23 protein-coding genes and 2 pseudogenes are annotated in these 19,455 nt (G+C 40.6%); 18 read left to right on the top strand and 7 right to left on the bottom strand.

What is annotated here, in order from left to right; genetic code table 11:
* Positions 1-456 precede the first annotated feature (456 nt).
* Positions 457-579, top strand: a pseudogene (locus IM507_RS05120) (DUF4277 domain-containing protein); the annotation flags it as partial.
* Positions 580-639: 60 nt separating this feature from the next.
* Here IM507_RS05120 and IM507_RS05115 read toward each other — a convergent pair.
* Together IM507_RS05115 and rpaB are read right to left on the bottom strand one after the other, a co-directional pair.
* Entirely contained in the window at positions 640-1,281 is a 642-nt protein-coding gene (locus tag IM507_RS05115; RefSeq protein ID WP_002731649.1) for a cofactor assembly of complex C subunit B, read from the bottom strand.
* A 9-nt stretch (positions 1,282-1,290) separates the two neighbouring features.
* Positions 1,291-2,019, bottom strand: a complete 729-nt coding sequence (gene rpaB / locus IM507_RS05110) for a response regulator transcription factor RpaB (protein ID WP_002734727.1) — start codon at positions 2,017-2,019, stop codon at positions 1,291-1,293.
* 233 nt (positions 2,020-2,252) lie between these two features.
* Between rpaB and radA the strand changes: the two genes are divergently transcribed.
* The 13 genes from radA to IM507_RS05045 all read left to right on the top strand — a co-directional run bounded on the left by radA (position 2,253) and on the right by IM507_RS05045 (position 12,465).
* On the top strand, positions 2,253-3,779 hold the full coding sequence (radA, locus tag IM507_RS05105) for a DNA repair protein RadA (RefSeq protein WP_002734819.1): 1,527 nt from the start codon (positions 2,253-2,255) through the stop codon (positions 3,777-3,779).
* A 45-nt stretch (positions 3,780-3,824) separates the two neighbouring features.
* Positions 3,825-3,926: a cytochrome b6-f complex subunit PetL gene (gene petL, locus IM507_RS05100; protein WP_002752397.1), complete on the top strand. Its 102-nt coding sequence runs from the start codon at positions 3,825-3,827 to the stop codon at positions 3,924-3,926.
* A 71-nt stretch (positions 3,927-3,997) separates the two neighbouring features.
* Positions 3,998-4,468 (top strand): DUF29 domain-containing protein, encoded by a 471-nt coding sequence (locus tag IM507_RS05095; RefSeq protein WP_002733892.1) that lies wholly within the window; start codon positions 3,998-4,000, stop codon positions 4,466-4,468.
* Complete coding sequence (locus IM507_RS05090; RefSeq protein ID WP_123230048.1) at positions 4,465-4,920, top strand: DUF29 domain-containing protein; 456 nt, start codon at positions 4,465-4,467, stop codon at positions 4,918-4,920. Before IM507_RS05095 ends, IM507_RS05090 begins: the two co-directional genes overlap by 4 nt.
* Before the next feature lie 11 nt (positions 4,921-4,931).
* Positions 4,932-5,387, top strand: coding sequence for a DUF29 domain-containing protein (locus IM507_RS05085; protein ID WP_123230049.1), 456 nt, complete (start codon positions 4,932-4,934; stop codon positions 5,385-5,387).
* An 11-nt stretch (positions 5,388-5,398) separates the two neighbouring features.
* Positions 5,399-5,857 (top strand): DUF29 domain-containing protein, encoded by a 459-nt coding sequence (locus IM507_RS05080; RefSeq protein WP_123230050.1) that lies wholly within the window; start codon positions 5,399-5,401, stop codon positions 5,855-5,857.
* A complete protein-coding gene (locus IM507_RS05075; RefSeq protein ID WP_123230051.1) occupies positions 5,850-6,779 on the top strand; it encodes a lysylphosphatidylglycerol synthase transmembrane domain-containing protein in 930 nt (309 codons plus the stop codon). Before IM507_RS05080 ends, IM507_RS05075 begins: the two co-directional genes overlap by 8 nt.
* Positions 6,780-6,964: 185 nt before the next feature.
* Positions 6,965-7,795 (top strand): Uma2 family endonuclease, encoded by an 831-nt coding sequence (locus IM507_RS05070; RefSeq protein ID WP_069474910.1) that lies wholly within the window; start codon positions 6,965-6,967, stop codon positions 7,793-7,795.
* 295 nt (positions 7,796-8,090) lie between these two features.
* The gene (locus tag IM507_RS05065) at positions 8,091-9,464 is read left to right on the top strand and encodes a 1-acyl-sn-glycerol-3-phosphate acyltransferase (RefSeq protein ID WP_069474911.1); all 1,374 of its coding nucleotides are present in this window, start codon (positions 8,091-8,093) and stop codon (positions 9,462-9,464) included.
* 39 nt (positions 9,465-9,503) lie between these two features.
* A complete protein-coding gene (locus tag IM507_RS05060) occupies positions 9,504-10,325 on the top strand; it encodes an alpha-ketoglutarate-dependent dioxygenase AlkB (protein WP_002742372.1) in 822 nt (273 codons plus the stop codon).
* A gap of 2 nt (positions 10,326-10,327) precedes the next feature.
* Positions 10,328-10,873: a hypothetical protein gene (locus IM507_RS05055; RefSeq protein ID WP_259678998.1), complete on the top strand. Its 546-nt coding sequence runs from the start codon at positions 10,328-10,330 to the stop codon at positions 10,871-10,873.
* Positions 10,874-10,898: 25 nt separating this feature from the next.
* Positions 10,899-11,708 (top strand): coiled-coil domain-containing protein, encoded by an 810-nt coding sequence (locus tag IM507_RS05050; protein ID WP_259678999.1) that lies wholly within the window; start codon positions 10,899-10,901, stop codon positions 11,706-11,708.
* Between the two features lie 295 nt (positions 11,709-12,003).
* A complete protein-coding gene (locus IM507_RS05045) occupies positions 12,004-12,465 on the top strand; it encodes an Hsp20/alpha crystallin family protein (RefSeq protein WP_002733604.1) in 462 nt (153 codons plus the stop codon).
* Positions 12,466-12,567: 102 nt separating this feature from the next.
* Here the strand turns inward: IM507_RS05045 and IM507_RS05040 are convergent, their stop codons facing one another.
* The 3 genes from IM507_RS05040 to IM507_RS05030 all read right to left on the bottom strand — a co-directional run bounded on the left by IM507_RS05040 (position 12,568) and on the right by IM507_RS05030 (position 14,651).
* Positions 12,568-13,782, bottom strand: coding sequence for a DUF790 family protein (locus IM507_RS05040; RefSeq protein WP_123230052.1), 1,215 nt, complete (start codon positions 13,780-13,782; stop codon positions 12,568-12,570).
* A 78-nt stretch (positions 13,783-13,860) separates the two neighbouring features.
* Positions 13,861-14,205, bottom strand: coding sequence for a hypothetical protein (locus IM507_RS05035; protein ID WP_002732938.1), 345 nt, complete (start codon positions 14,203-14,205; stop codon positions 13,861-13,863).
* Positions 14,206-14,456: 251 nt separating this feature from the next.
* Entirely contained in the window at positions 14,457-14,651 is a 195-nt protein-coding gene (locus IM507_RS05030) for a hypothetical protein (RefSeq protein WP_002742363.1), read from the bottom strand.
* A gap of 359 nt (positions 14,652-15,010) precedes the next feature.
* Between IM507_RS05030 and IM507_RS05025 the strand changes: the two genes are divergently transcribed.
* The 3 genes from IM507_RS05025 to IM507_RS05015 all read left to right on the top strand — a co-directional run bounded on the left by IM507_RS05025 (position 15,011) and on the right by IM507_RS05015 (position 16,938).
* Positions 15,011-15,361 (top strand): STAS domain-containing protein, encoded by a 351-nt coding sequence (locus tag IM507_RS05025; protein ID WP_123230053.1) that lies wholly within the window; start codon positions 15,011-15,013, stop codon positions 15,359-15,361.
* 292 nt (positions 15,362-15,653) lie between these two features.
* Positions 15,654-16,583, top strand: coding sequence for a CoB--CoM heterodisulfide reductase iron-sulfur subunit B family protein (locus IM507_RS05020; protein WP_002776286.1), 930 nt, complete (start codon positions 15,654-15,656; stop codon positions 16,581-16,583).
* Positions 16,584-16,605: 22 nt separating this feature from the next.
* Complete coding sequence (locus tag IM507_RS05015; protein ID WP_002734904.1) at positions 16,606-16,938, top strand: BON domain-containing protein; 333 nt, start codon at positions 16,606-16,608, stop codon at positions 16,936-16,938.
* 332 nt (positions 16,939-17,270) lie between these two features.
* Here the strand turns inward: IM507_RS05015 and IM507_RS05010 are convergent, their stop codons facing one another.
* Positions 17,271-18,188 (bottom strand): glycosyltransferase family 2 protein, encoded by a 918-nt coding sequence (locus tag IM507_RS05010; RefSeq protein WP_002732786.1) that lies wholly within the window; start codon positions 18,186-18,188, stop codon positions 17,271-17,273.
* A gap of 264 nt (positions 18,189-18,452) precedes the next feature.
* Here IM507_RS05010 and trpA point away from each other — a divergent pair, with 264 nt between their 5' ends.
* Complete coding sequence (gene trpA, locus IM507_RS05005; protein WP_002732665.1) at positions 18,453-19,247, top strand: tryptophan synthase subunit alpha; 795 nt, start codon at positions 18,453-18,455, stop codon at positions 19,245-19,247.
* An 87-nt stretch (positions 19,248-19,334) separates the two neighbouring features.
* Here the strand turns inward: trpA and IM507_RS05000 are convergent.
* Positions 19,335-19,455: pseudogene (locus tag IM507_RS05000) on the bottom strand (IS5 family transposase); the annotation flags it as partial.

Here is a 19,455-nt window from a genome sequence, read left to right as displayed (position 1 = left end):
CCAGAAGGCAATTGATAGCCTGTTAAATTCCCTTGTTTCCACCACCTCCAAGCCGTTCGATAACTTATTCCTGTTTTTTTTGCCTAGTCCGATAGTTTTGTCTGCACATATTACCATGAATGACTATATATGACCATATTTATATTGAAACTTTACAATACAACCCACATTCTGCACTTCAACTTGTAGTATAACTGGTAGCATATAAAATGAAAAACCAGTTAAGTATTTATACTTATAATCTTAGGGAAGAAAAAGTGGCTCTCTTATTCTTTGTTTGATCAGTTTAACTTAATATAGAAGCGATCAATCTTTGCATCCTCTGTGTCTGGAGTGGTTCCTTCCACTCCCTCGCCAGCAGGAATGTATCTTAGAATACATTTTACCCACCAAACCCAAGAGAGCCAAAAAGTGAGAAACTAAAAAGGTTCTCAAAAAATATTCAAGTCAAGAAAAATGTCAAAGATAGAAGTAAAAAATCTAGATCACTTAGGAATAGTAGCGGGAATAATTGATGAAATAGGAATCGAAGAGATAATTAACTTAAAATTAGGAATAGATCAGCGAGAGAAAATAACATTTTGAGCGCTAATTGCCTACTCTCATCTTAACCAAATTCTTAAATCTTACTGAAATCGTCTAAAACTGACTGAAAGTGTTGGCTAATTTATCAGCAATTCCCTCGATCCAAATTTCATCTTGTTTAGTATAACTGCGCGGCGCATTTGCCGCCAAAATTAACACCCCTTCCTTACCGATGGGTTGACAGATTAAGCCTTGGGTGTTTTCCGGCAAATAGTCAAATTCGATTTTGGCGGGATATAAATTTAAATTAACTAAATAGACGGCTTTACCGGTTTCTAAAACTCTTTTGATAATATTACTAACTTTAACTTCAGAATTCTGGCTTAAGATACCGCGACGTAATAAAACTTTTCCCTGATAATAAACGATCAGAGATTTTGTCACGGTGTTGGTTAAAAGTAAATGGGAAGCCCAAGCAAGCTCAATTTTAACTGATTCTGGCAAATCTGGGGCAAATTCCAGACCTTCGCGCCCGATTAATTCCACCGCATCCGGTAAGCGGGGTTGAACTCTTTGCCAGATTAAACCCACCAAAATTAAAACCCCACTCAAAATCACTCCCATCACATCGGAACGCGCTTGCGATGGGGTTAAATCGGCAGTGGCAAAACGATTAAACATTAATACCGTACCCCCGACGATGCCGGCGAACAGGGGTAACAGTCTTAAAATACGATTGGGATCAGCTGGTGCCATAGCTGAGAACTATTCCTCGTCTAGTTCTAAAATCCGCTGGAAAAGATAGCCTGTACCTCTAGCGGTGAGAATTAACTCAGGATTGCTGGGATCATCTTCTAATTTGGCTCGTAAACGGGAAATATGCACATCCACTACCCGCGTATCCACATGACGTTCGGGGGTATAACCCCAAACTTCCTGAAGGATTTCCGAGCGGGAAAAAGCTTCTCCCGATCGACTAACCAATAATTCCAGTAAACTAAATTCCATACCGGTCAGACGGATGCGTTCATCCCCCTTATAAACTTGGCGTTTATTGGTATCGATTTTAATGGAACCGATATGAATCACACCGGAACTAGGAATCCCCGGAGCGCCATTTTTCTCTACCCGACGCAACACCGAACGAATCCGCGCCTCGAGTTCTTTGGGAGAAAAAGGTTTAACTACATAGTCATCCGCGCCCAATTCTAGCCCAGTAATTCGATCGGCCACATCGCCCAAAGCGGTTAACATAATGATAGGAATATCCGATTCTTTGCGGAGTTCCTGACAGACACCGTAACCGTCTAATTTCGGCATCATCACATCCAAAACCACTAAATCGGGTTCGGCGGTGCGGAAGGTTTCTAAAGCTTCCTCTCCGTCGGCGGCGGTGACGACTTCATAACCAATCATCGACAAACGAGTCTCTAAGATACGACGGATGCTGGCTTCATCATCAACAACGAGAATTTTTTCCTTCTGGTTCTCCAACTGAATTAACACTCCTTAGTTAAATAGTGTGATGAATTTTAAAGTTAAATAACGAGCGTTCCTGTTTATAGAATATCCCTTTGCCGTTATCATTAAGCCTAAATTTCCTATTTTATTTCTTTTATGGCAATTATCAATAACTTTATGGTCTTCCTTCCCCTTTATCATACTTAACTAAATTTGACAAGAGAATTGATCCTCAAACCGCTTTTCTTCAACTTTTCTTAAAAAACATGGCGAAATCGCGAACAATATATATCTGTAGCGCTTGTGGGGCGGAATCTCCCCAATGGTTGGGAAAATGCCCCAGTTGTGACACCTACGGGACGCTAGAAGAACAAGTGATGGCTGGTGGCAATAATCCGGCGGGAAATCGCCCAGGATGGCAAAATAGTCGCCCAAATAACGGCAAAGGGCAACGCAACCCGCAACCGCGCATCTCGGTGCGCTTCTCGGAAATTACCCAGTATGAACAGGAACGTTTTCCCTCTGGTTACGGGGAATTCGATCGCGTTCTCGGCGGTGGCATTGTCCCCGGTTCTCTTGTACTAATCGGCGGCGATCCGGGTATCGGCAAATCGACGCTTTTACTGCAAGTTACCAACCAACTCGCCCAAAGATTACCGCGCATCCTCTACGTTTCCGCCGAAGAATCGGGACAACAGATTAAACTGCGGGCTGCCCGTTTGGGGGTGGGAGTGGTTGCCGTGGAGTCGGAAAATAACGGCAATGGCAAGGAGAAAAAAGCCTCTGAATCAACCGCAGAACTCGATAATCATCTCTACGTTCTGCCAGAAACAGATTTAGAGGAAATTTTGCGGGAATTAGAATCTCTACGCCCACAGGTGGCGGTAATTGACAGTATTCAAACTCTTTATTTTGGGGCGTTAACTTCCGCACCGGGATCCGTCGCCCAAGTTCGCGAATGTACCTCCGCCTTGATGCAGGTGGCAAAACGGGAGAATATTACTTTATTAATTGTCGGTCATGTGACTAAAGAAGGGGCGATCGCTGGTCCGCGAGTTTTGGAACATTTGGTCGATACGGTGTTATATTTTGAAGGCGATCGCTATGCCTCCCATCGTCTCTTAAGATCCGTGAAAAACCGTTTTGGGGCCACCCATGAGATCGGTATTTTCGAGATGGTGGATCACGGTTTGGTGGAAGTGGAAAACCCCTCAGAATTGTTTTTAGGCAATCGCGACGAATTTTCCCCTGGTACGGCGACGGTGGTAGCCTGTGAAGGTACACGCCCGATTGTGGTGGAGTTACAGGCATTAGTTAGCCCTACCAGCTATGCTTCCCCCCGAAGATCGACTACTGGCATAGAATACAACCGATTACAGCAAATTCTCGCCGTTTTAGAAAAGCGCGTCGGTATTCCTTTATCGAAATTAGATGCCTATGTTGCCTCCGCAGGAGGGTTGGGAGTGGAAGAACCGGCGGCGGATCTGGGAGTTGCGATCGCTGTTGTCGCCAGTTTTCGCGATCGAGTCGTGGATCCGCGCACAGTCTTAATCGGGGAAGTGGGATTAGGCGGACAAGTGCGCCTAGTGTCGCAAATGGAACTAAGATTAAAAGAAGCGGCTAAATTGGGCTTTAAACGGGCAATTGTCCCCAGAGGTCAAGTTTATCCCGAAGATGTGGGCTTAGAAATTGTTCCAGTCGGCAAGGTAATTGAGGCAATTGTCGCCGCAATTCCCCCCCAGCAGCGCTTTGGGGAAGATATAGAAGAGGAGGAAGGGGAAGGGCAAGAATAACGGTACAATGCTAAAAAAGATTAAATTACTTGGGAGATTTTCACCATGTCTGTGTTAGCTGTTGCCGCTTTAGCGGGTTATCTGATCGTTTTTACCGGAATTGCCCTCGGTCTCTTTTTCGGTCTGCGCTCCGCTAAAATTATCTAGTATATAAACAGGAAAAAGCTTTAGTGATCGGTTTAACTGGTCACTATTGCCAATTCTAGGGGAAATAAAAAATGACTGTTATTCTAGACTTAAAAACTCTCTACGAAATTGATGATTCTCTCTGGTTAGAAGAAACTATCGAACTCTTGAAAGCGAAAAAATTTGACGCTTTAGATTTAGACAATTTAATCGAGGAGTTAGAAGACTTGGGGAACGAAAAAAGGTTTCGTGTTGCTAGTTTTTTACAGCAAATTATTAGACATTGTTTATTATTACAGTTTTGGACAAGGGAAAGAGAATATAATCAAGCTCATTGGCAAGCAGAGATAGTGAGTTTTAAAGATCAACTAAAACGTTATTTAACCACAAATCTTCGTAAATATCTAGAACAGGAATTTGAGCAAATTTACTTTGAGTCCGTGCGATACGTTCGTCAAAAAACCGATAATAAAGTCAACTTTCCTGATATTTGTCCCTACAGTTTAGAAGAACTTCTCGATCCTAATTGGCTACCATCTGACAATCAAGGAGATAAAAAATGACTGTTATTCCCGACTTAAAAACTCTCTATGAGATTGATGATTCTCTTTGGTTAGAAGAAACCATAGAACTCTTGAAGAATAAAAGATATGAAGCTTTAGATTTAGAGAATTTAATCGAGGAGTTAGAAGACTTGGGAAACGAAAAAAAGTTTCGTGTTGCCAGTTTATTAGAGCAAATTATTCGTCATGCTTTGTTACTGCAATTTTGGACAGAGAAAAGAGCATATAATCAGGATCACTGGGAGTTAGAAATAGTCAACTTTCAAATTCAGCTAAAAAGATACTTAACCACCAATCTCCGTAATTATTTACAAAATGAATTAACTAACATTTATGAAGATGCAGTTTTCTTTGTCAGAAAAAAGACTAAAAATCAAGTTATTTTTCCCGATACTTGTCCCTACAGTTTAGAAGAACTTCTCGATCCCAATTGGCTACCACCATACGAATAAAGGAAATGATAATGACTGTTATTCCCGACTTAAAAACTCTCTACGAAATTGATGATTCTCTCTGGTTAGAAGAAACTATCGAACTCTTAAAAGCGAGAAGATTTGACGCTTTAGATTTAGATAATTTAATCGAGGAGTTAGAAGATTTGGGAAACGAAAAAAAGTTTCGTGTTGCTAGTTTTTTACAGCAAATTATTCGTCATGCTTTGTTACTGCAATTTTGGACAAGGGAAAGAGAATATAATCAAAGTCATTGGGAATCAGAACTGGTAAATTTTCAAGATCAATTAAATACCTACCTAACGGCAAGTTTACGGAAATATTTAGAACAAGAATTTGATAATATTTATCAGAAGGCAACCCGTTATGTGAGAAAAAAGACAAAAAATCAAGTTATTTTTCCCGATACTTGTCCCTACAGTTTAGAAGAACTTCTCGATCCCAATTGGCTACCACCTTACGAATAAAGGAAATGATAATGACTGTTATTCCCGACTTAAAAACTCTCTACGAAGTTGATGATTCTCTCTGGTTAGAAGAAACTATAGAGCTGCTCAAGGCTAAAAATTTTGAAGCTTTAGATGTAGAAAACCTAATCGAGGAGTTAGAAGATTTGGGAAACGAAAAAAAGTTTCGTGTTGCTAGTTTATTAGAGCAAATTATTAGACATTTTTTACTGCTACAATTTTGGATAAGGGAAAGAGAATATAATCGTTCTCATTGGCGTTCAGAAATCGTCAATTTCAAAAACCAGATCGACACTTATTTAACTACTAATCTCCGCAATTATCTCACTCAAGAATTACCTCGTATTTACCAGAAAGCTTTAAATTATGTTAGAGAAAAAACCGATAATCAAGTTAGTTTTCCTGGGGAATTTCCCTACAGTTTAGAAAATCTTCTTGATCTCGATTGGTTCCCCCCAGAAAATGAATAAAGGAAAAAATGAAATGCTGAAAAAGTTTCTACGTTGGCTGATTATTGGGGGAACCTTATTTTTTGTTCTCAGTAACCTTAAAAATAACTGGGATAACGTCACCTCAGTTAGAATTGAAAATCATGGCTGGTTATTTCTTTTCTTGGCACTTGTAACCACTGTTATCGCTCAAATTTGGGCAGGATGGGTGTGGACATGGATACTCAAAAGCTATCAACAACCGATTAAAACCTCCACAGGAATTGGCATCTATATGATTACCAATTTAGGAAAATATCTACCTGGTAATATCGGTCACTTTTATGCTCGCATCGTGGCCATTAATAAAGCAGGAAGTGATTGGGGAATCGCCAGTTTAAGCGTTTTATTAGAACTTTTATTGCTGGTGTGTGCAGCCTTAGCCATAGCAGTTATTGGTAGTGGTTTAGGTTGGATGAAATCTAGCTCAAGTCTAGGGATACAGATATTAGTTTTAGGATTAATTTTAATCAGCATTCATCCCAAATTTTTAAATTATCCTCTCAAAATCCTTAGCCAAAAGAAAAAGATTGCTCAAGAACCTGTTTATCTAACTAAATATCCTCTCGTCCCTCTCTTGGGTGAAACTGGATTTTTATTGTGGCGCAGTGCGGGTTTTATTTTAGCTTGGATGGTGTTAAAAATGATTACCCCCGCTCAGATTTTACCCCTCTTAGGAACCTTTAGTTTTGCTTGGTTATTGGGTTTAGTTGTCCCCGGAGCGCCGGGGGGATTAGGAGTGTTTGAAGCTACAGCGATTGCACTTTTTGACACAGAAAAATTTCCCGCCGCTAACGTACTTGTCACCGTTGCTATCTATCGTTTAATTAGCATTCTCTCCGAAGTCATTGCCGCCGGAATCGGGACAAAATTAGTTAAAGATAAAGCCAAGTTTTTTGGTTAGCTTAAGGATATTATTCGGGTGTGTTAGCCCAGTATAATGCACCCGGAAGAAAAGTTTTGATCATTGTTAAGCGAAGATAATTTTCTCAACTCCTAACATCTATCTCCTCACTCCTAAATTCTGATGTAACATAGGATCAATAATCAGCAAAAACATGGATACTCCCACCTAGAGAGGCCGAAAAAATGACGATTGCCAAAAGCGACGAAACTGCCACCTCTCCGGCACTGATAGAAGAAGATTTCGAGGACTTCTGGGAACCCCCCCCACCCCCCACAGACTTAATTTTTGATGATGGTGAACCTTTGGAAAGCAACCGACACCGCATTGCCATGAATGTCTTGATTCGCTCCCTACAGCAGGGTTACGGCGAACGAGACGACTTCTACACTGGTGGCAATATGTTTATTTATTTCAGCCGCGAACAGGCGAAAAATCGCGATTTTCGCGGGCCAGATTTCTTCGCCGTCCTCAATGTCGATGGTACGAGAGAGCGACAGGGTTGGGTAATTTGGGAAGAAGAGGGACGTTATCCCGACGTTATCGTGGAATTAACCTCTCCTAGTACCGCTAAGACTGATAAAGTGCGAAAAAAGGCAATTTATGAGGGAACCTTCCGCACGCCAGATTATTTCATCTACGATCCTTTCGATGCCAATTCTTTACAAGGATGGCATTTAGGGGCCGACCAACGCTACCATTCTTTAGAACGAAACGAGCGCGGCTGGTTATGGTGCGAAACTTTAGGCTATTGGTTGGGAACTTGGGAAGGCACTATTGACCGAGAAACGGCAATCTGGGCAAGATTTTATGACTCGGAAGGCAATTTAATCCCCTTGCCAGAAGAAGCAGCCCAGGAGCAAGCGGCTGCAGCACAGGAGCAGGCGGCTGCAGCACAGGAGCAGGCGGCTGCAGCACAGGAGCAATTAAATGCTACTCAGCAAGCTCTGGAAGCGGAAAGACAGCGTTCTCAACGGCTGGCAGCTCGTTTGCAGGAAATGGGGATAGAGCTATAGTATAGCTGTATTTGTTTAGGTGAGGAGGTAAACTGCTCCTGTTCCTCCTCGCTCAAAGTCGGTTAATTTCTCCTTTCACGGTTGAGGGAGCCTGTAATCCCAGTCTATTTGAAATCTAGCTCGACATCTGTTTGCTGCTGTGATTAGCTTTTGACCAGTGAGTAATTATTGATCAGAGTTTTCTTGGATTCTTTCTTAAACAGTAAACAGTGAACTGAAAACTCAAATTTGATAACTGATAACTGATAACTGATAACTGTCTCAACTAGGAAATTTATTTGGCACGACTACTTATATGTCTAATCTATCTTTGGGCGCACAACCTCCTCTAGAATTTATACCCCCTGACCTTAATCCCTTGCTTTTAAAGGGATGTCAAATCTTTTTACCTCTCTGGTTACAAACTCAAACCAACTTAAGGGAAATTTCGGCCGCTAATCTAGAAACTTTAATCACATTTTATCAAAAAAGTCAAGAGAAAAAAGTACGTTTACTGCTTGCCTTTCGTCATCCCAGTATTAACGATCCCTACTGTATGGCCTATCTTTTGTGGAAATTAGTACCCAAAAAAGCCCAAGAGTTAGGAATAAAATTAAACAATCCAATTCACGCTTATTTTATGTACGATCGAGGGATTCCTTTATGGGCGGGAGAAAGGGTAGGATGGTTATATTCTAAGTTAGGTGGCACACCAATTCAACGGGGAAAAGCCGATTTAATCGGATTGCGTTCGGCTCGTCGTTTATTATTAGAAGGAGATTATCCTTTAGCCGCTGCTCCGGAAGGGGCAACTAACGGACATAATGAGCTTGTGAGTGCGATTGAACCGGGTATTTCTCAATTGGCTTTTTGGGGGGTGGATGATGTCAGAAAAGCTAAACAACAGCAAGAAGTAATTATTTTACCTATTGGTATTCAGTATTTTTATCTGACTCCAGTGTGGCAAGAAATCGAGCGAATTTTAACTAATTTAGAAACCGATAGCGGTTTAGAAACAATCCCAAATTTATCCCTAGAAGAAAAGGTTTTATACGAGCGTCTTTTTCGTTTAGGAGAAAGATTATTATCCTTAATGGAGGATTTTTATCGAGATTTCTACTATCAATCTTTGCCTGTAGTGCCTGCCAATGGTGATGATCCAAATGAAACCCTAGCCAAACGTTTAGCCAATTTATTAGATGTGGCCTTACAAACTGTAGAAAAGTATTTTAATCTTTCTCCTAATGGTAATGTAATTGATCGCTGTCGTCGTTTAGAACAAGCAGGATGGGAACGCATTTATCGGGAAGAATTAAAACCCACTCATTCTATTTCTCCCCTTGAATTAGGATTAGCTGATCGCCTGGCCGATGAAGCTAATTTAAAAATGTGGCACATGAGAATTGTCGAAAGTTTCGTCTCAGTAACTGGTTATTATGTCAAAGAAAAACCCACCGTAGAAAGATTTGCTGAGACAATTTTATTACTCTGGGATTTAGTGACAAGAATTAAGGGAGGTAATCCCTTTTTCCGTCCCCAAATTGGTCAACAAAAAGCGATAATAACTATCGGTGAGCCTATTTCCGTATCCGAGCGCTATGCCGATTATAAAAGCGAGCGACGCTCGGCCGTAGCACAATTAACCCAAGATTTACAAACCAGTTTAGAAAGTTTAATTATTCATCAGTAGATAATTAATATCAAAATGTTTTAATTTTTTATCCTATCTATGAGTAAATATAAAACTTTGCATATCAAAGAATCTATCTCTCTTTTAAAAGTCTATCTGCTAGAGGCAGAAAAAACTCAGCCGATACAAGCATTGATTGATTTTAAAACATCTCAGTCTGATAATATTAGACAGTTTGCTCAATTTTCAGATTATAGCTATAGCACATTATACAAATGGTTTAGGCGTTATCGTCAGCAAGGAATTAGAGAATTTATCAAAATTAATCCTCTAGAATCAACCATTGGAGAAACATTAATTAATCGAGACGGTGAAGTTATTTTTTACCAAGAAATATTCAATGATAAACAAAGTGAATATTTGCTAAATATTTTGCAAAATGAGATAGCTTGGCGACAGGATTATATAAAAATGATGGGGCAAACCTTACCTCTACCTCGATTAACTGCTTGGTATGGCGATTCAGATAAATCCTATACTTATTCAGGAATTAATATGAATCCTCTTGCTTGGACAGATACCTTATTATATATTAAAGAGAGAGCGGAAACTCTAGCAGGTACGAAATTTAATAGCGTGCTTCTGAATTTTTATCGAGATGGTCGAGATAGCGTCGCTTGGCATAGTGATGATGAACCAGAATTAGGCAAAAATCCAGTTATTGCATCGGTTAGTTTTGGCAGCACAAGAAAATTTTCACTTAAACATAAACAGGAGGAAGATATTATCAATCTTGAGCTAACATCAGGTAGTTTGCTAATCATGCGCGGAGCAACTCAACACCACTGGTTACATCAATTACCCAAAACTAATCACAATATTTCTGCGAGAATTAATCTTACTTTTAGGAATATTATCTAACCATGAACGAACTTAACAATTTATACCACTTAATTATCGAAAATTTAATTGATCTGAATAGATTACAGGGAAAAAGTCTTAGTATTAAATCTTACTTACAATCTTTGCAACCTGATGTTAAACGACTAAGAAGTAGTTTTCATACTAATCATGTAAGTGTAGATTATTCTAATTATAACACTCAGGCTGCTTACTTACTGGCTTACTATCCTCATTATGTAGAAATGACTTATAGAGTTTTGGAAAGCTTGCAAGAAAAAGACCCCAGCTTGATGCAGCTAGTTTTTGATAAAAAACATCTCAAAGTTTGTTTATTTTGCGCGGGTGCTGCACCTGAAGCTCTTGGTTTATTAAGTTTTTTACGACAATTTTACCCAGAAGTAAAATCGATAGTTATCTATTCCTACGACCTATATTCTGATACTTGGCGAATCAGTCAAGACATCACTAAAAATATAATCAACAATTGCTTTAAAGACTATCATTTTGCTCTCCTCAGTCATCATTTAGATATAAATCAAATTGATTCTTTTTTTTTCAATAGTTAGTAATATAAAAGACAGCAATATTTTCATGTTTCAAAACTGTTTAAATGAATTTGGAGAAAATGATAAAGATTTAAAAACAATACTTGAAAACATGAAATTCTTATCAGAAAATATGCCTAGCCATAGCTTTATGTTTATAAACGATTTGAGATTATACACTCAAGTTAACAGAATTATAGATAGTATTATTAGTATAATTAATGATTTAAATAAAACGAACTTTGATGATTACAATGAACAAGCATTTTTGATCAATAAGAGTATGGAAGAAACTTTCAAATCATCAATCGCCATTTCTGATAATGTAACGAAATATTTATTAACGGGTGCGAACAACTTAATTCCCAGAAAAATAATTAATTATAATTATCTTAGCGTTTACAAAATTTTCAGGAAAGAAAGCAAGCTATTTGAACAAAGTATTGATAATAAATATATCGATTTATTAGAACAAGTTAACCGACTACAAACTAAGTTTAATAGTTTTGATGTTAAGCTAGAACAGTTATTAGCTGTTGAAAGTAATTATTTAAAAATTTCTGAGATTGTAGAATCCTATGATCAAAAATTAGAGGAATTTCAGACAACCTTGCAAAAGCAAAAAGATACAATACAAGCTGATTTAGAAACTTTTAAATCTCATCTGCAAAATCTTGAGACTAAGAACTCGAAACAAAAAATTAAGTTAGAGGAAATTGAGCGCAGACTGAATCGTTTTCAGGAAGAACGAAAAAACTTAACACGCCAACTAGAGAGAAATCGCAAAGCCGTTATATTCGCCATCTTAATTGGCTTGCTAGGGGTTATTTTAGGAGTTATTGCTCTATTTCGATGAAAATAATAGACAATAATTAGGTTTTGCTGAAAAAGTTTGTTGTTGGAGTCAGTTATCAGTTATCAGTTATCAGTCATCAGTTATCAGTTATCAGTTCACTGAGAAAACACCCCGCACCCCACACCCCACACCAGGAAAAACTTTTTCAGCAGACCCTAGTATAGGAGATAGTACGGGAATCCGGAAAAACTCAATACCGAAAACCCTACCCCGGTCAGACAATCTTTTATCTATCCTAAAAGTGTAGAGATAAACCAACATCTCTAGCGTTAAGAAAACTTCGGAGGTGACTTATATGGCACTTATACGCTGGGAACCTTTCAGAGAAGTAGAAAGCCTACAGAAAGAAATGAATCGCTTGTTGGACCGTATCGTGCCGACTGATGTAGGCAATGGCGAAAAAGTGGGGTTATCCTTCATCCCGGCGGCGGAAATGACCGAAACGCCAGAGGCAGTTCAGCTTAAACTGGAAATACCCGGTATGGAAGCCAAAGACCTCAACGTGGAAGTAACAGCCGATAGTCTGACCATTAATGGTGAAAGAAAATCGGAAATTAAAACCGAAGAAGAAGGATTTACCCGCACTGAATTCCGTTATGGTAAATTCCATCGGGTTATTCCTCTACCGGTTCAGGTTGATAACACTAACGTGGCTGCTGAATACAAAGATGGTATTCTCAATCTCACCCTCCCGAAAGCGGAAGAAGAAAAAAATAAAGTGGTGAAAGTGTCCATCAGTCCTGCCATTGCTCAATGATGTAGCACTCATTGTCCGGTCTTAAGCGAAAAAGTTGACCTAGTCTGATTAAACCGAAGCGGGAGTATTAAATCATACTTCCGCTTTTAGCTTCTTAACCCTTTAACTTAAAACTTCTAACACTGCTTGGGGTGATAATTTATCTTTAAACCAGATAACCTGAGCGGGTAGATTTTGAAATTTAACTCCGGCTTTTTCTAGATTTAACCGTTCCGATACGGCTAAAATTAGATTATTTGCTTGGGCCGATTTAACCTGTAAAAATTTCTTTTGTAGGTATTCTGGTCGCCAATAACCAACAATTTCGAGGAGAAAAACGCGACCATCGGGATGCACTAAACGGAAATCGGGAATCATCACTCCTCCGGGTAAAGGCACTAAATCTACTTCCCTTTCTAACTGCCATTCAGTTTTTAACTGTAACCAACGTTTAGCGAAAGATTCCTCTAACATACTATCGTAGGGTTTACCCGGGGAATAGTGGGACACCAGACCACAGTTATCCTCTAAATTGAACTGTTGTTTTTTAATAGTTCCTGTATAGGAATCTTTATACTGTAATTGTGCCTTCAAATTCCAGTGAGTAACATGGAGTAAGGCAGGAATTAATTTAGCGATTTCAATGCCATAACGACTATTAGCTTTAAATAAACTGGTGGGACCATCGATAGTAATAGTAAATCCCGTGTCGGCATCCCCTTCGATATAAGTCATTAAACGAAATAGTTTTAGATAGCGAAAGAGATATTTATATTCCCCCGGATCATTGCGATGGACGTTGATAATTAAATAACTGGCCCGATAAAAAATACCTTGAATTTGCGAGAGGTTAAAACGATGAATTAAGTTTTCGGGGGTGGGAGCATCAAATTGAGTGAGAATTTTATTCTCCGCTAAATCAGCATAGAGTCCTTTTTCTAGAGCTACTGGAAAAATTTCTTGATTTAATTCTTGGCTGAGTTGCTGGGCAATTTTCTCCAGAATTAGCGATCGATTTTGGGGAATAGGAACAAAGTTAGCCGCTTGTTCAAAAACTCTTTTTCTTAATTCCTGGGGTTCTAAGGGACTAATAATCTCAAAGTTGGCAAAATGATTGGTTAATAGGTGAGCAAATCCCCGTTTAATTTTATAATCGGGACTGTCTCCCTCCAAGATTAGGAGTTTTTGGCTTAATTCTCCCTTAGTTTGACCGATACTTTCCTGAAAACAGCTGATTTGTTCTTTGGCGATCGCCAGATAATCGGCAGCGATCGGTAAGCGTTTGGGAATAATTGTCTCGCCATTTTGACGGGAAATCAATAAATCGGTCGGTAACATGGCAAGCTAGAGAAGAATAGTCAGATGGGGAGAGGTGGGACGACAAGGAAAGGTCGAAACCCCAAAAATCCCCCGATTCTAACTATTTTGGTCGATATAACGCTCTAAATCCTCGATCACACGGGTTAATTCTGCTTCTGTGGTTAAGCGCAGGCGATCATCACGGACCGTTAACAAAACTTTAGCCGAAAAAGGATTCGGATAAATATTGGGATTACAAAACACTTCCAGAAACACATCACCAGTGTGCTGATATTCCAGCGGTTTTTGGGGTTGGGGTTTACCCCCACTAGCAGCATTACTGGCGATCGCTTTCAGTCGATCGAGTAAAATGTTAATTTCCCTTTGCAAATCCAGAGCAGCACTGGGACTGAAACGAAAAGTAACGGAACCTTGCAAGAGATTAAGAGTTAAAGGAATCATCGAAGAAATCAGGTTAAGAGAAAGCCTGCAGCTAATTATATTAATTTGGGGAAATTTGGGGAAATTAGGTTTTGGGGGATGGTTCAGCCAACAGTAATCAGTCAGGTTCTTCGTTACTAGGTCCGGTTCGATCGGGTGATCGCTAAATCATCCCTTATAACCCCGTCCATTGCATAAGCAGGAACCGAAAGGCCATCAGTGAACTGATAACTCACCACTGATAACTGATAACTGATAACTGATAACTGAAGTTACCGACGCGGAACGAGATTAATCCGGCCTTCGTCCATTTCATCCATGAGTAACTCGAGGGCCTCGTAATCCACATCAGAAACGTAGCCAAGACGACCGAGGAGTTCACTGATTCCGTTCTCGATTTCTGGCGTGATTTGACGATAATATAGGGCTTGTTCCACTAATTGGCGGATAGTCGGCTGGGTATCCACAATTTCCTTACTCTAGCTCAATAAATCTAGTTTCTGTATCCTGCTTTACTTTATTTTAACAAAAATACCAGTATAATAGTGGGTTATCATCAGTTATTCGGGATTAGAGCTTAAACCTAACGACTTTCCCCTAGTGTTCACCCTAATAAGCCTTGATGACTGTTTCTCTTTACTGCCCAGATTATGAGGTTAACCTAAAACCAGTTCCTCCCTACAGGGGTCAAGATTAAGAAAAGATTAATCTTTTCAAGAGAGAGGAAATTTATCAAGACCGGGGTTGCAAAATCAGAAAGTTAGGACATAATAGCGGTATCTGATTTCTAGTTAAAAGGTTCATTTATGAATTTCAAAGCCCAGCCATGAAAAGTCCCGTAAAAGTCCCAGAAATTGCTCTATTTGAGCCAAGTGGCTATATTACCGCCGCTAACGTCCTAGAATTTCAAGAGCAGCTCACCAATATGGTTAACCGGAGTCGCTCTATCACTTTTCTCGTGGATATGAGTAGGGTGGAATTCCTCGACAGCGCTGGATTAATGGCTTTAGTTACCGTCTTTCGTCTGGCTCAAAGTCAAGAAAAATCCCTCAATATCTGTTCTATTCCACCTTCAGTCAAGATTATCTTTGAATTAACCCAACTGGACAGGGTTCTCTCGATTTTCCCTAGCCGTGCTGACTTTGATGCTGTTATCACCCTCCCCCAAGCGGCGTAAGCCGACAAAATAGGGTTTCTCGCCGTAATTTCTCGGCTGCACTCTCAATTCTACCGATAAATCACCTCTTGACCGGATAGATTCCCATTTATATAACCCACTCCTCATGACAACAATTTTTCTCAAGGAGAGCCATTATACTGCTGAGATGGCTCTCCTCCTGTTTGGATATTATCTCTAGGGACAAACTACTCTACACTTGTTCGGAGCAGCTCACAAAAGACTGTCTGTTAAGAAATTCCATGACTTTAGTGATGACAGGGGGGAAGAGGGGCAAGATGGTAGATAGGTAATGAGTAGTAATTTCCTAGAATCCATGACAGTCAACAATCTCCAGTATGCTTATTTTCCCGGTTGTGTCGCCCAAGGTGCCTGTCGGGAACTATATCTATCCACGGCAGCCCTGACGGAAGCTTTGGGGATTAATTTAGTCGAACTCAAAAAAGCTGCCTGTTGTGGTTCGGGAACCTATAAGGAAGATTCGCAACTCTTGGAAGATGCCGTCAATGCGCGCAATATTGCCCTAGCAGAAGCCCTCAATTTACCCCTGTTGACTCACTGTAGCACCTGTCAAGGGGTGATCGGTCATGTGGATGAGCGCTTGAAGGAAGCAAAGCATAATAATCCCAATTATGTTGAGGAAGTTAATAATTATTTACAGAAAGAACATTGTTCCCCCTACCAAGGTACGACGACGGTTAAACACCTACTCTGGGCAATTGTGGGCGATTATGGCTTAGATAATCTGGCGGCCAAGGTGATTCGTCCCTTATCAGGCTTAAATTGTGCCGGTTTTTATGGTTGTTATCTCCTGCGGGCCCAGGATACTCTCCCCTACGATAATCCTTTTCAGCCGGAATCCCTAGAAAATGTCTTTCGAGCGGTGGGAGCAAATCCGATTTATTATCAAGGACGCACTCAATGCTGTGGTTGGCCCCTGTCCAGTTATGCCACCACCCAATCGTTCCAAATGGCAGGAAAACACATTTTAGAGGCCATGGCAGCGGGGGCCGATTGTTTAGTCACCCCTTGTCCTTTATGCCATCTTAATCTTGATTCCCGACAACCGGAAGTGGCAAAAGTGATCGGTCGAAGTTTAGGTTTACCTGTACTACATTTTTCCCAATTAGTCGCTTTAGCGGTGGGAGTCAGTCCTGATCGTTTAGGATTAGATCGACACATCGTTTCCACTAAATCCCTCTTAAAGAAATTGGGGTTTTAGAACTCAATCAGGAGTGTTAGCAATGGATTGGTTAAAAAGAATTTTTGGCTTAGATAAACCGGCAGATGCCGCTAGTGCGATCACAGGTAAAGCCGCTGCTGCGGGTATTCCCCCCGAAAGAGTCGGATTAGACGGAAAATACGACGAAAGCGGCCTAGCTAAACGAGTAGTTTTAGCTTTTGACGAGACACCGGATTTAGCTGATGAAGACAAATTGTGGGTCGCTCAAACTGGTGGTAAAGTTGTACTAAAAGGCAGGGTTTCCCATCAGGCGACTTTAAATAAAATGGTAGCAATTGCCAGTAAAGTCCATGGGGCAACCAGCGTCGATACCAGTCAAGTAACTATTGGGTGAAGTCGAACGGCTGTATTCCCCGTGAAAATTAACCACTGAGTAGGTGGATTAGCATTGTTTTTTGTTCCTGAGTTGTTGTTAGGTCATTGCCGGCTGATTAATTAGGGTCTGCTGAATAAATCTAAAAACCTTGCTGGATAAGACTTTTAGCCTTTTTTGAAATCCAAAAGTACCAGATATGGGAGTGATCAGGGGGAAATTCAGGTACTTTTTCCCTGAAAATTAGGTAATTGACCCCCTCAAAATCGGTAAAACCCCACACCCCACACCCTACACCCTACACCCTGCCCCTAGGAAAAACTTTTTCAGCAGACCCTAATCATGGTTGAATGTTAATCGGCTTTTCCTTTTAGGGAGACAAAACCGGGCCTATGGGAATTACTATTGTTACTATTTTGCGGGGTATGAAAACGATTTCTCAGTTCGGGGGGAGTGGGTAAACCCTGTTTCATTTCCGCCACTTTTAAGAGGATCAAATACTCATAAAAAGCTTGCAGAGTACACCAAGCAAAACCAGCTTTACCATCGAGAATTCCCGCTAGGATAAAATACATATAAAACCAACGAAGCAAGGGACGAAAAGGCAATCGTAGGGATAAATCTTTTAAAGCTCTCCGTCTATCTACTTCGGTTTCACCAAAAAATAAATTTTTCCAACTAACACCCCCGTTAGCCAACTGATGTAGGGTTTCTGCTGCTTCATCGGTAGAATAACGATTGTGTTTTTCAATCCAACGACTTAAACCCTTACTACAGGTATAGTGGGGATAGGTTTCTTCTAAAAAAGAGGTTTTTCCTCGACATTCTTCCCTTTCCGTGTGACCATAATCGCTAAACCAGACTTGATCTTTTCTAAATAGACGCATTTGATAACGGGGATACTGGGTGCTGCGACGAATCCAAGTTCCCATAAACATAACTCTTTCGGCCACATAAAAACCAGTAAATTCTGTCTGTTGCGTGGCACTCAGACATTCTGCATACAGTTGGGGTGTCATCCTTTCATCTGCTTCGAGAATATAAACCCAATCGTATTTAGTCTCGATATTTTCTAACATCCAAGTTCTTTGTTTACCATGACTTTCAAATTGATGCTGAATCACGCGCACTGGATAACGAGAAGCAATCTCTACTGTTTGATCGCTACTGTAGGAGTCAACCACAATCACATCATCGGATAGAAGTGCCGATTCTACACAGGCGGCAATATCAATTTCTTCGTTATAGGTGAGAATGTAAATGGAAAACATGGATATAATATGGTGTTTGATTATACGCAAACCGATCGGGCAGTAGTCCTATTTTGTACCAGAAAAAGCGGAACAAAAACCCATGTTATGCCAGAAACTTTCTCAAAACTACTAGACTGAGCCTATTTTACCCTTGATCGCCATTTTGTCAATATTCTTTAAGTATTACTTGAAAAATTCTTTACCTGAGCTGACAGCGACCGGCGATGAGCTATTCCCCGCCATGAGATAATAGACAGTGCTTTATCTCTCCAGTAATTTTCGATGACTGCTGTTTCCGAGTGTTTTCGTTCTCTCCGTTCCCAGGGGAATTGTGCCTTGATTCCCTTTATTACTGCCGGTGATCCCGATTTATCTACTACTGCCCAAGCTTTACGCATTTTAGACCGGGCAGGGGCTGATCTGATCGAGTTGGGGGTTCCCTATTCCGATCCTCTTGCGGATGGTCCGGTTATTCAAGCGGCAGCCACCCGCGCTTTAAATCGGGGTGTCAAGTTGGAAGATGTGCTAGAAATCGTCAAAAATGCCCAGGGAGAGGTGAAAGCTCCGATTATTCTGTTTACTTACTATAATCCCATCTATCATCGCGGGATAGATGTCTTTTTAGACCAAATTAAAGCAGCCGGGGTGAGTGGTTTGGTGGTTCCCGATTTACCCCTAGAGGAAGCGGAAAGTCTGCTGCAACCGGCTGCCGCTAAGGGAATTGAAGTGATTTTATTGGTAGCGCCTACCAGTCCCCCGGAACGAATACAAGCGATCGCCAGGCAATCCCAAGGTTTTATTTATCTGGTTAGTGTCACGGGAGTGACGGGAATGCGGAAGCAAGTGGCCACCAGAGTGGAGGAATTGCTCGATTCTATCCGTTCTGTCACCGATAAACCCGTCGGGGTAGGATTTGGCATTTCTGACGCGACACAGGCGCTACAGGTGAAAAACTGGGGTGCTGATGCGGTAATTGTCGGCAGTGCCATGGTTAAACGTTTGGCCGATAATTCCCCCGGCGATGGTTTAAAATCCCTCGAAGAACTTTGCCGTAGTTTAAAACAGGCGATTCGATGAGAGATGAGGGGTTACTGGATGCGGATTAGATCGAGCTTTCATGTCTTCTCGTTCTGAATTCGTTCAATAGATCTCTTGCAAAAGTAATCAAGATATATCCTTTTGTCGGTAACGAAGTTCGTAATTGTAGATACCAGCAATCAAATTCAATCTCAGACCAAATCGCCGTCTGCGATTTCTGTATCTTGATGAAAGTATCCGAAATATT

The organism is Microcystis sp. M20BS1 (assembly GCF_020245305.1).
Taxonomy (GTDB): domain Bacteria; phylum Cyanobacteriota; class Cyanobacteriia; order Cyanobacteriales; family Microcystaceae; genus Microcystis; species Microcystis ichthyoblabe_A.
This window is presented reverse-complemented; position numbering and strand designations above follow the sequence as displayed.

Coding starts and splice junctions, on each gene's coding strand:
- IM507_RS05115 (WP_002731649.1), bottom strand. CDS start 1,281: ATGGCACCAGCTGATCCCAATCGTATTTTAAGACTGTTACCCCTGTTC.
- radA (WP_002734819.1), top strand. CDS start 2,253: ATGGCGAAATCGCGAACAATATATATCTGTAGCGCTTGTGGGGCGGAA.
- petL (WP_002752397.1), top strand. CDS start 3,825: ATGTCTGTGTTAGCTGTTGCCGCTTTAGCGGGTTATCTGATCGTTTTT.
- IM507_RS05095 (WP_002733892.1), top strand. CDS start 3,998: ATGACTGTTATTCTAGACTTAAAAACTCTCTACGAAATTGATGATTCT.
- IM507_RS05090 (WP_123230048.1), top strand. CDS start 4,465: ATGACTGTTATTCCCGACTTAAAAACTCTCTATGAGATTGATGATTCT.
- IM507_RS05085 (WP_123230049.1), top strand. CDS start 4,932: ATGACTGTTATTCCCGACTTAAAAACTCTCTACGAAATTGATGATTCT.
- IM507_RS05080 (WP_123230050.1), top strand. CDS start 5,399: ATGACTGTTATTCCCGACTTAAAAACTCTCTACGAAGTTGATGATTCT.
- IM507_RS05075 (WP_123230051.1), top strand. CDS start 5,850: ATGAATAAAGGAAAAAATGAAATGCTGAAAAAGTTTCTACGTTGGCTG.
- IM507_RS05070 (WP_069474910.1), top strand. CDS start 6,965: ATGACGATTGCCAAAAGCGACGAAACTGCCACCTCTCCGGCACTGATA.
- IM507_RS05065 (WP_069474911.1), top strand. CDS start 8,091: ATGTCTAATCTATCTTTGGGCGCACAACCTCCTCTAGAATTTATACCC.
- IM507_RS05060 (WP_002742372.1), top strand. CDS start 9,504: ATGAGTAAATATAAAACTTTGCATATCAAAGAATCTATCTCTCTTTTA.
- IM507_RS05055 (WP_259678998.1), top strand. CDS start 10,328: ATGAACGAACTTAACAATTTATACCACTTAATTATCGAAAATTTAATT.
- IM507_RS05050 (WP_259678999.1), top strand. CDS start 10,899: ATGTTTCAAAACTGTTTAAATGAATTTGGAGAAAATGATAAAGATTTA.
- IM507_RS05045 (WP_002733604.1), top strand. CDS start 12,004: ATGGCACTTATACGCTGGGAACCTTTCAGAGAAGTAGAAAGCCTACAG.
- IM507_RS05040 (WP_123230052.1), bottom strand. CDS start 13,782: ATGTTACCGACCGATTTATTGATTTCCCGTCAAAATGGCGAGACAATT.
- IM507_RS05035 (WP_002732938.1), bottom strand. CDS start 14,205: ATGATTCCTTTAACTCTTAATCTCTTGCAAGGTTCCGTTACTTTTCGT.
- IM507_RS05025 (WP_123230053.1), top strand. CDS start 15,011: ATGAAAAGTCCCGTAAAAGTCCCAGAAATTGCTCTATTTGAGCCAAGT.
- IM507_RS05020 (WP_002776286.1), top strand. CDS start 15,654: ATGAGTAGTAATTTCCTAGAATCCATGACAGTCAACAATCTCCAGTAT.
- IM507_RS05015 (WP_002734904.1), top strand. CDS start 16,606: ATGGATTGGTTAAAAAGAATTTTTGGCTTAGATAAACCGGCAGATGCC.
- IM507_RS05010 (WP_002732786.1), bottom strand. CDS start 18,188: ATGTTTTCCATTTACATTCTCACCTATAACGAAGAAATTGATATTGCC.
- trpA (WP_002732665.1), top strand. CDS start 18,453: ATGACTGCTGTTTCCGAGTGTTTTCGTTCTCTCCGTTCCCAGGGGAAT.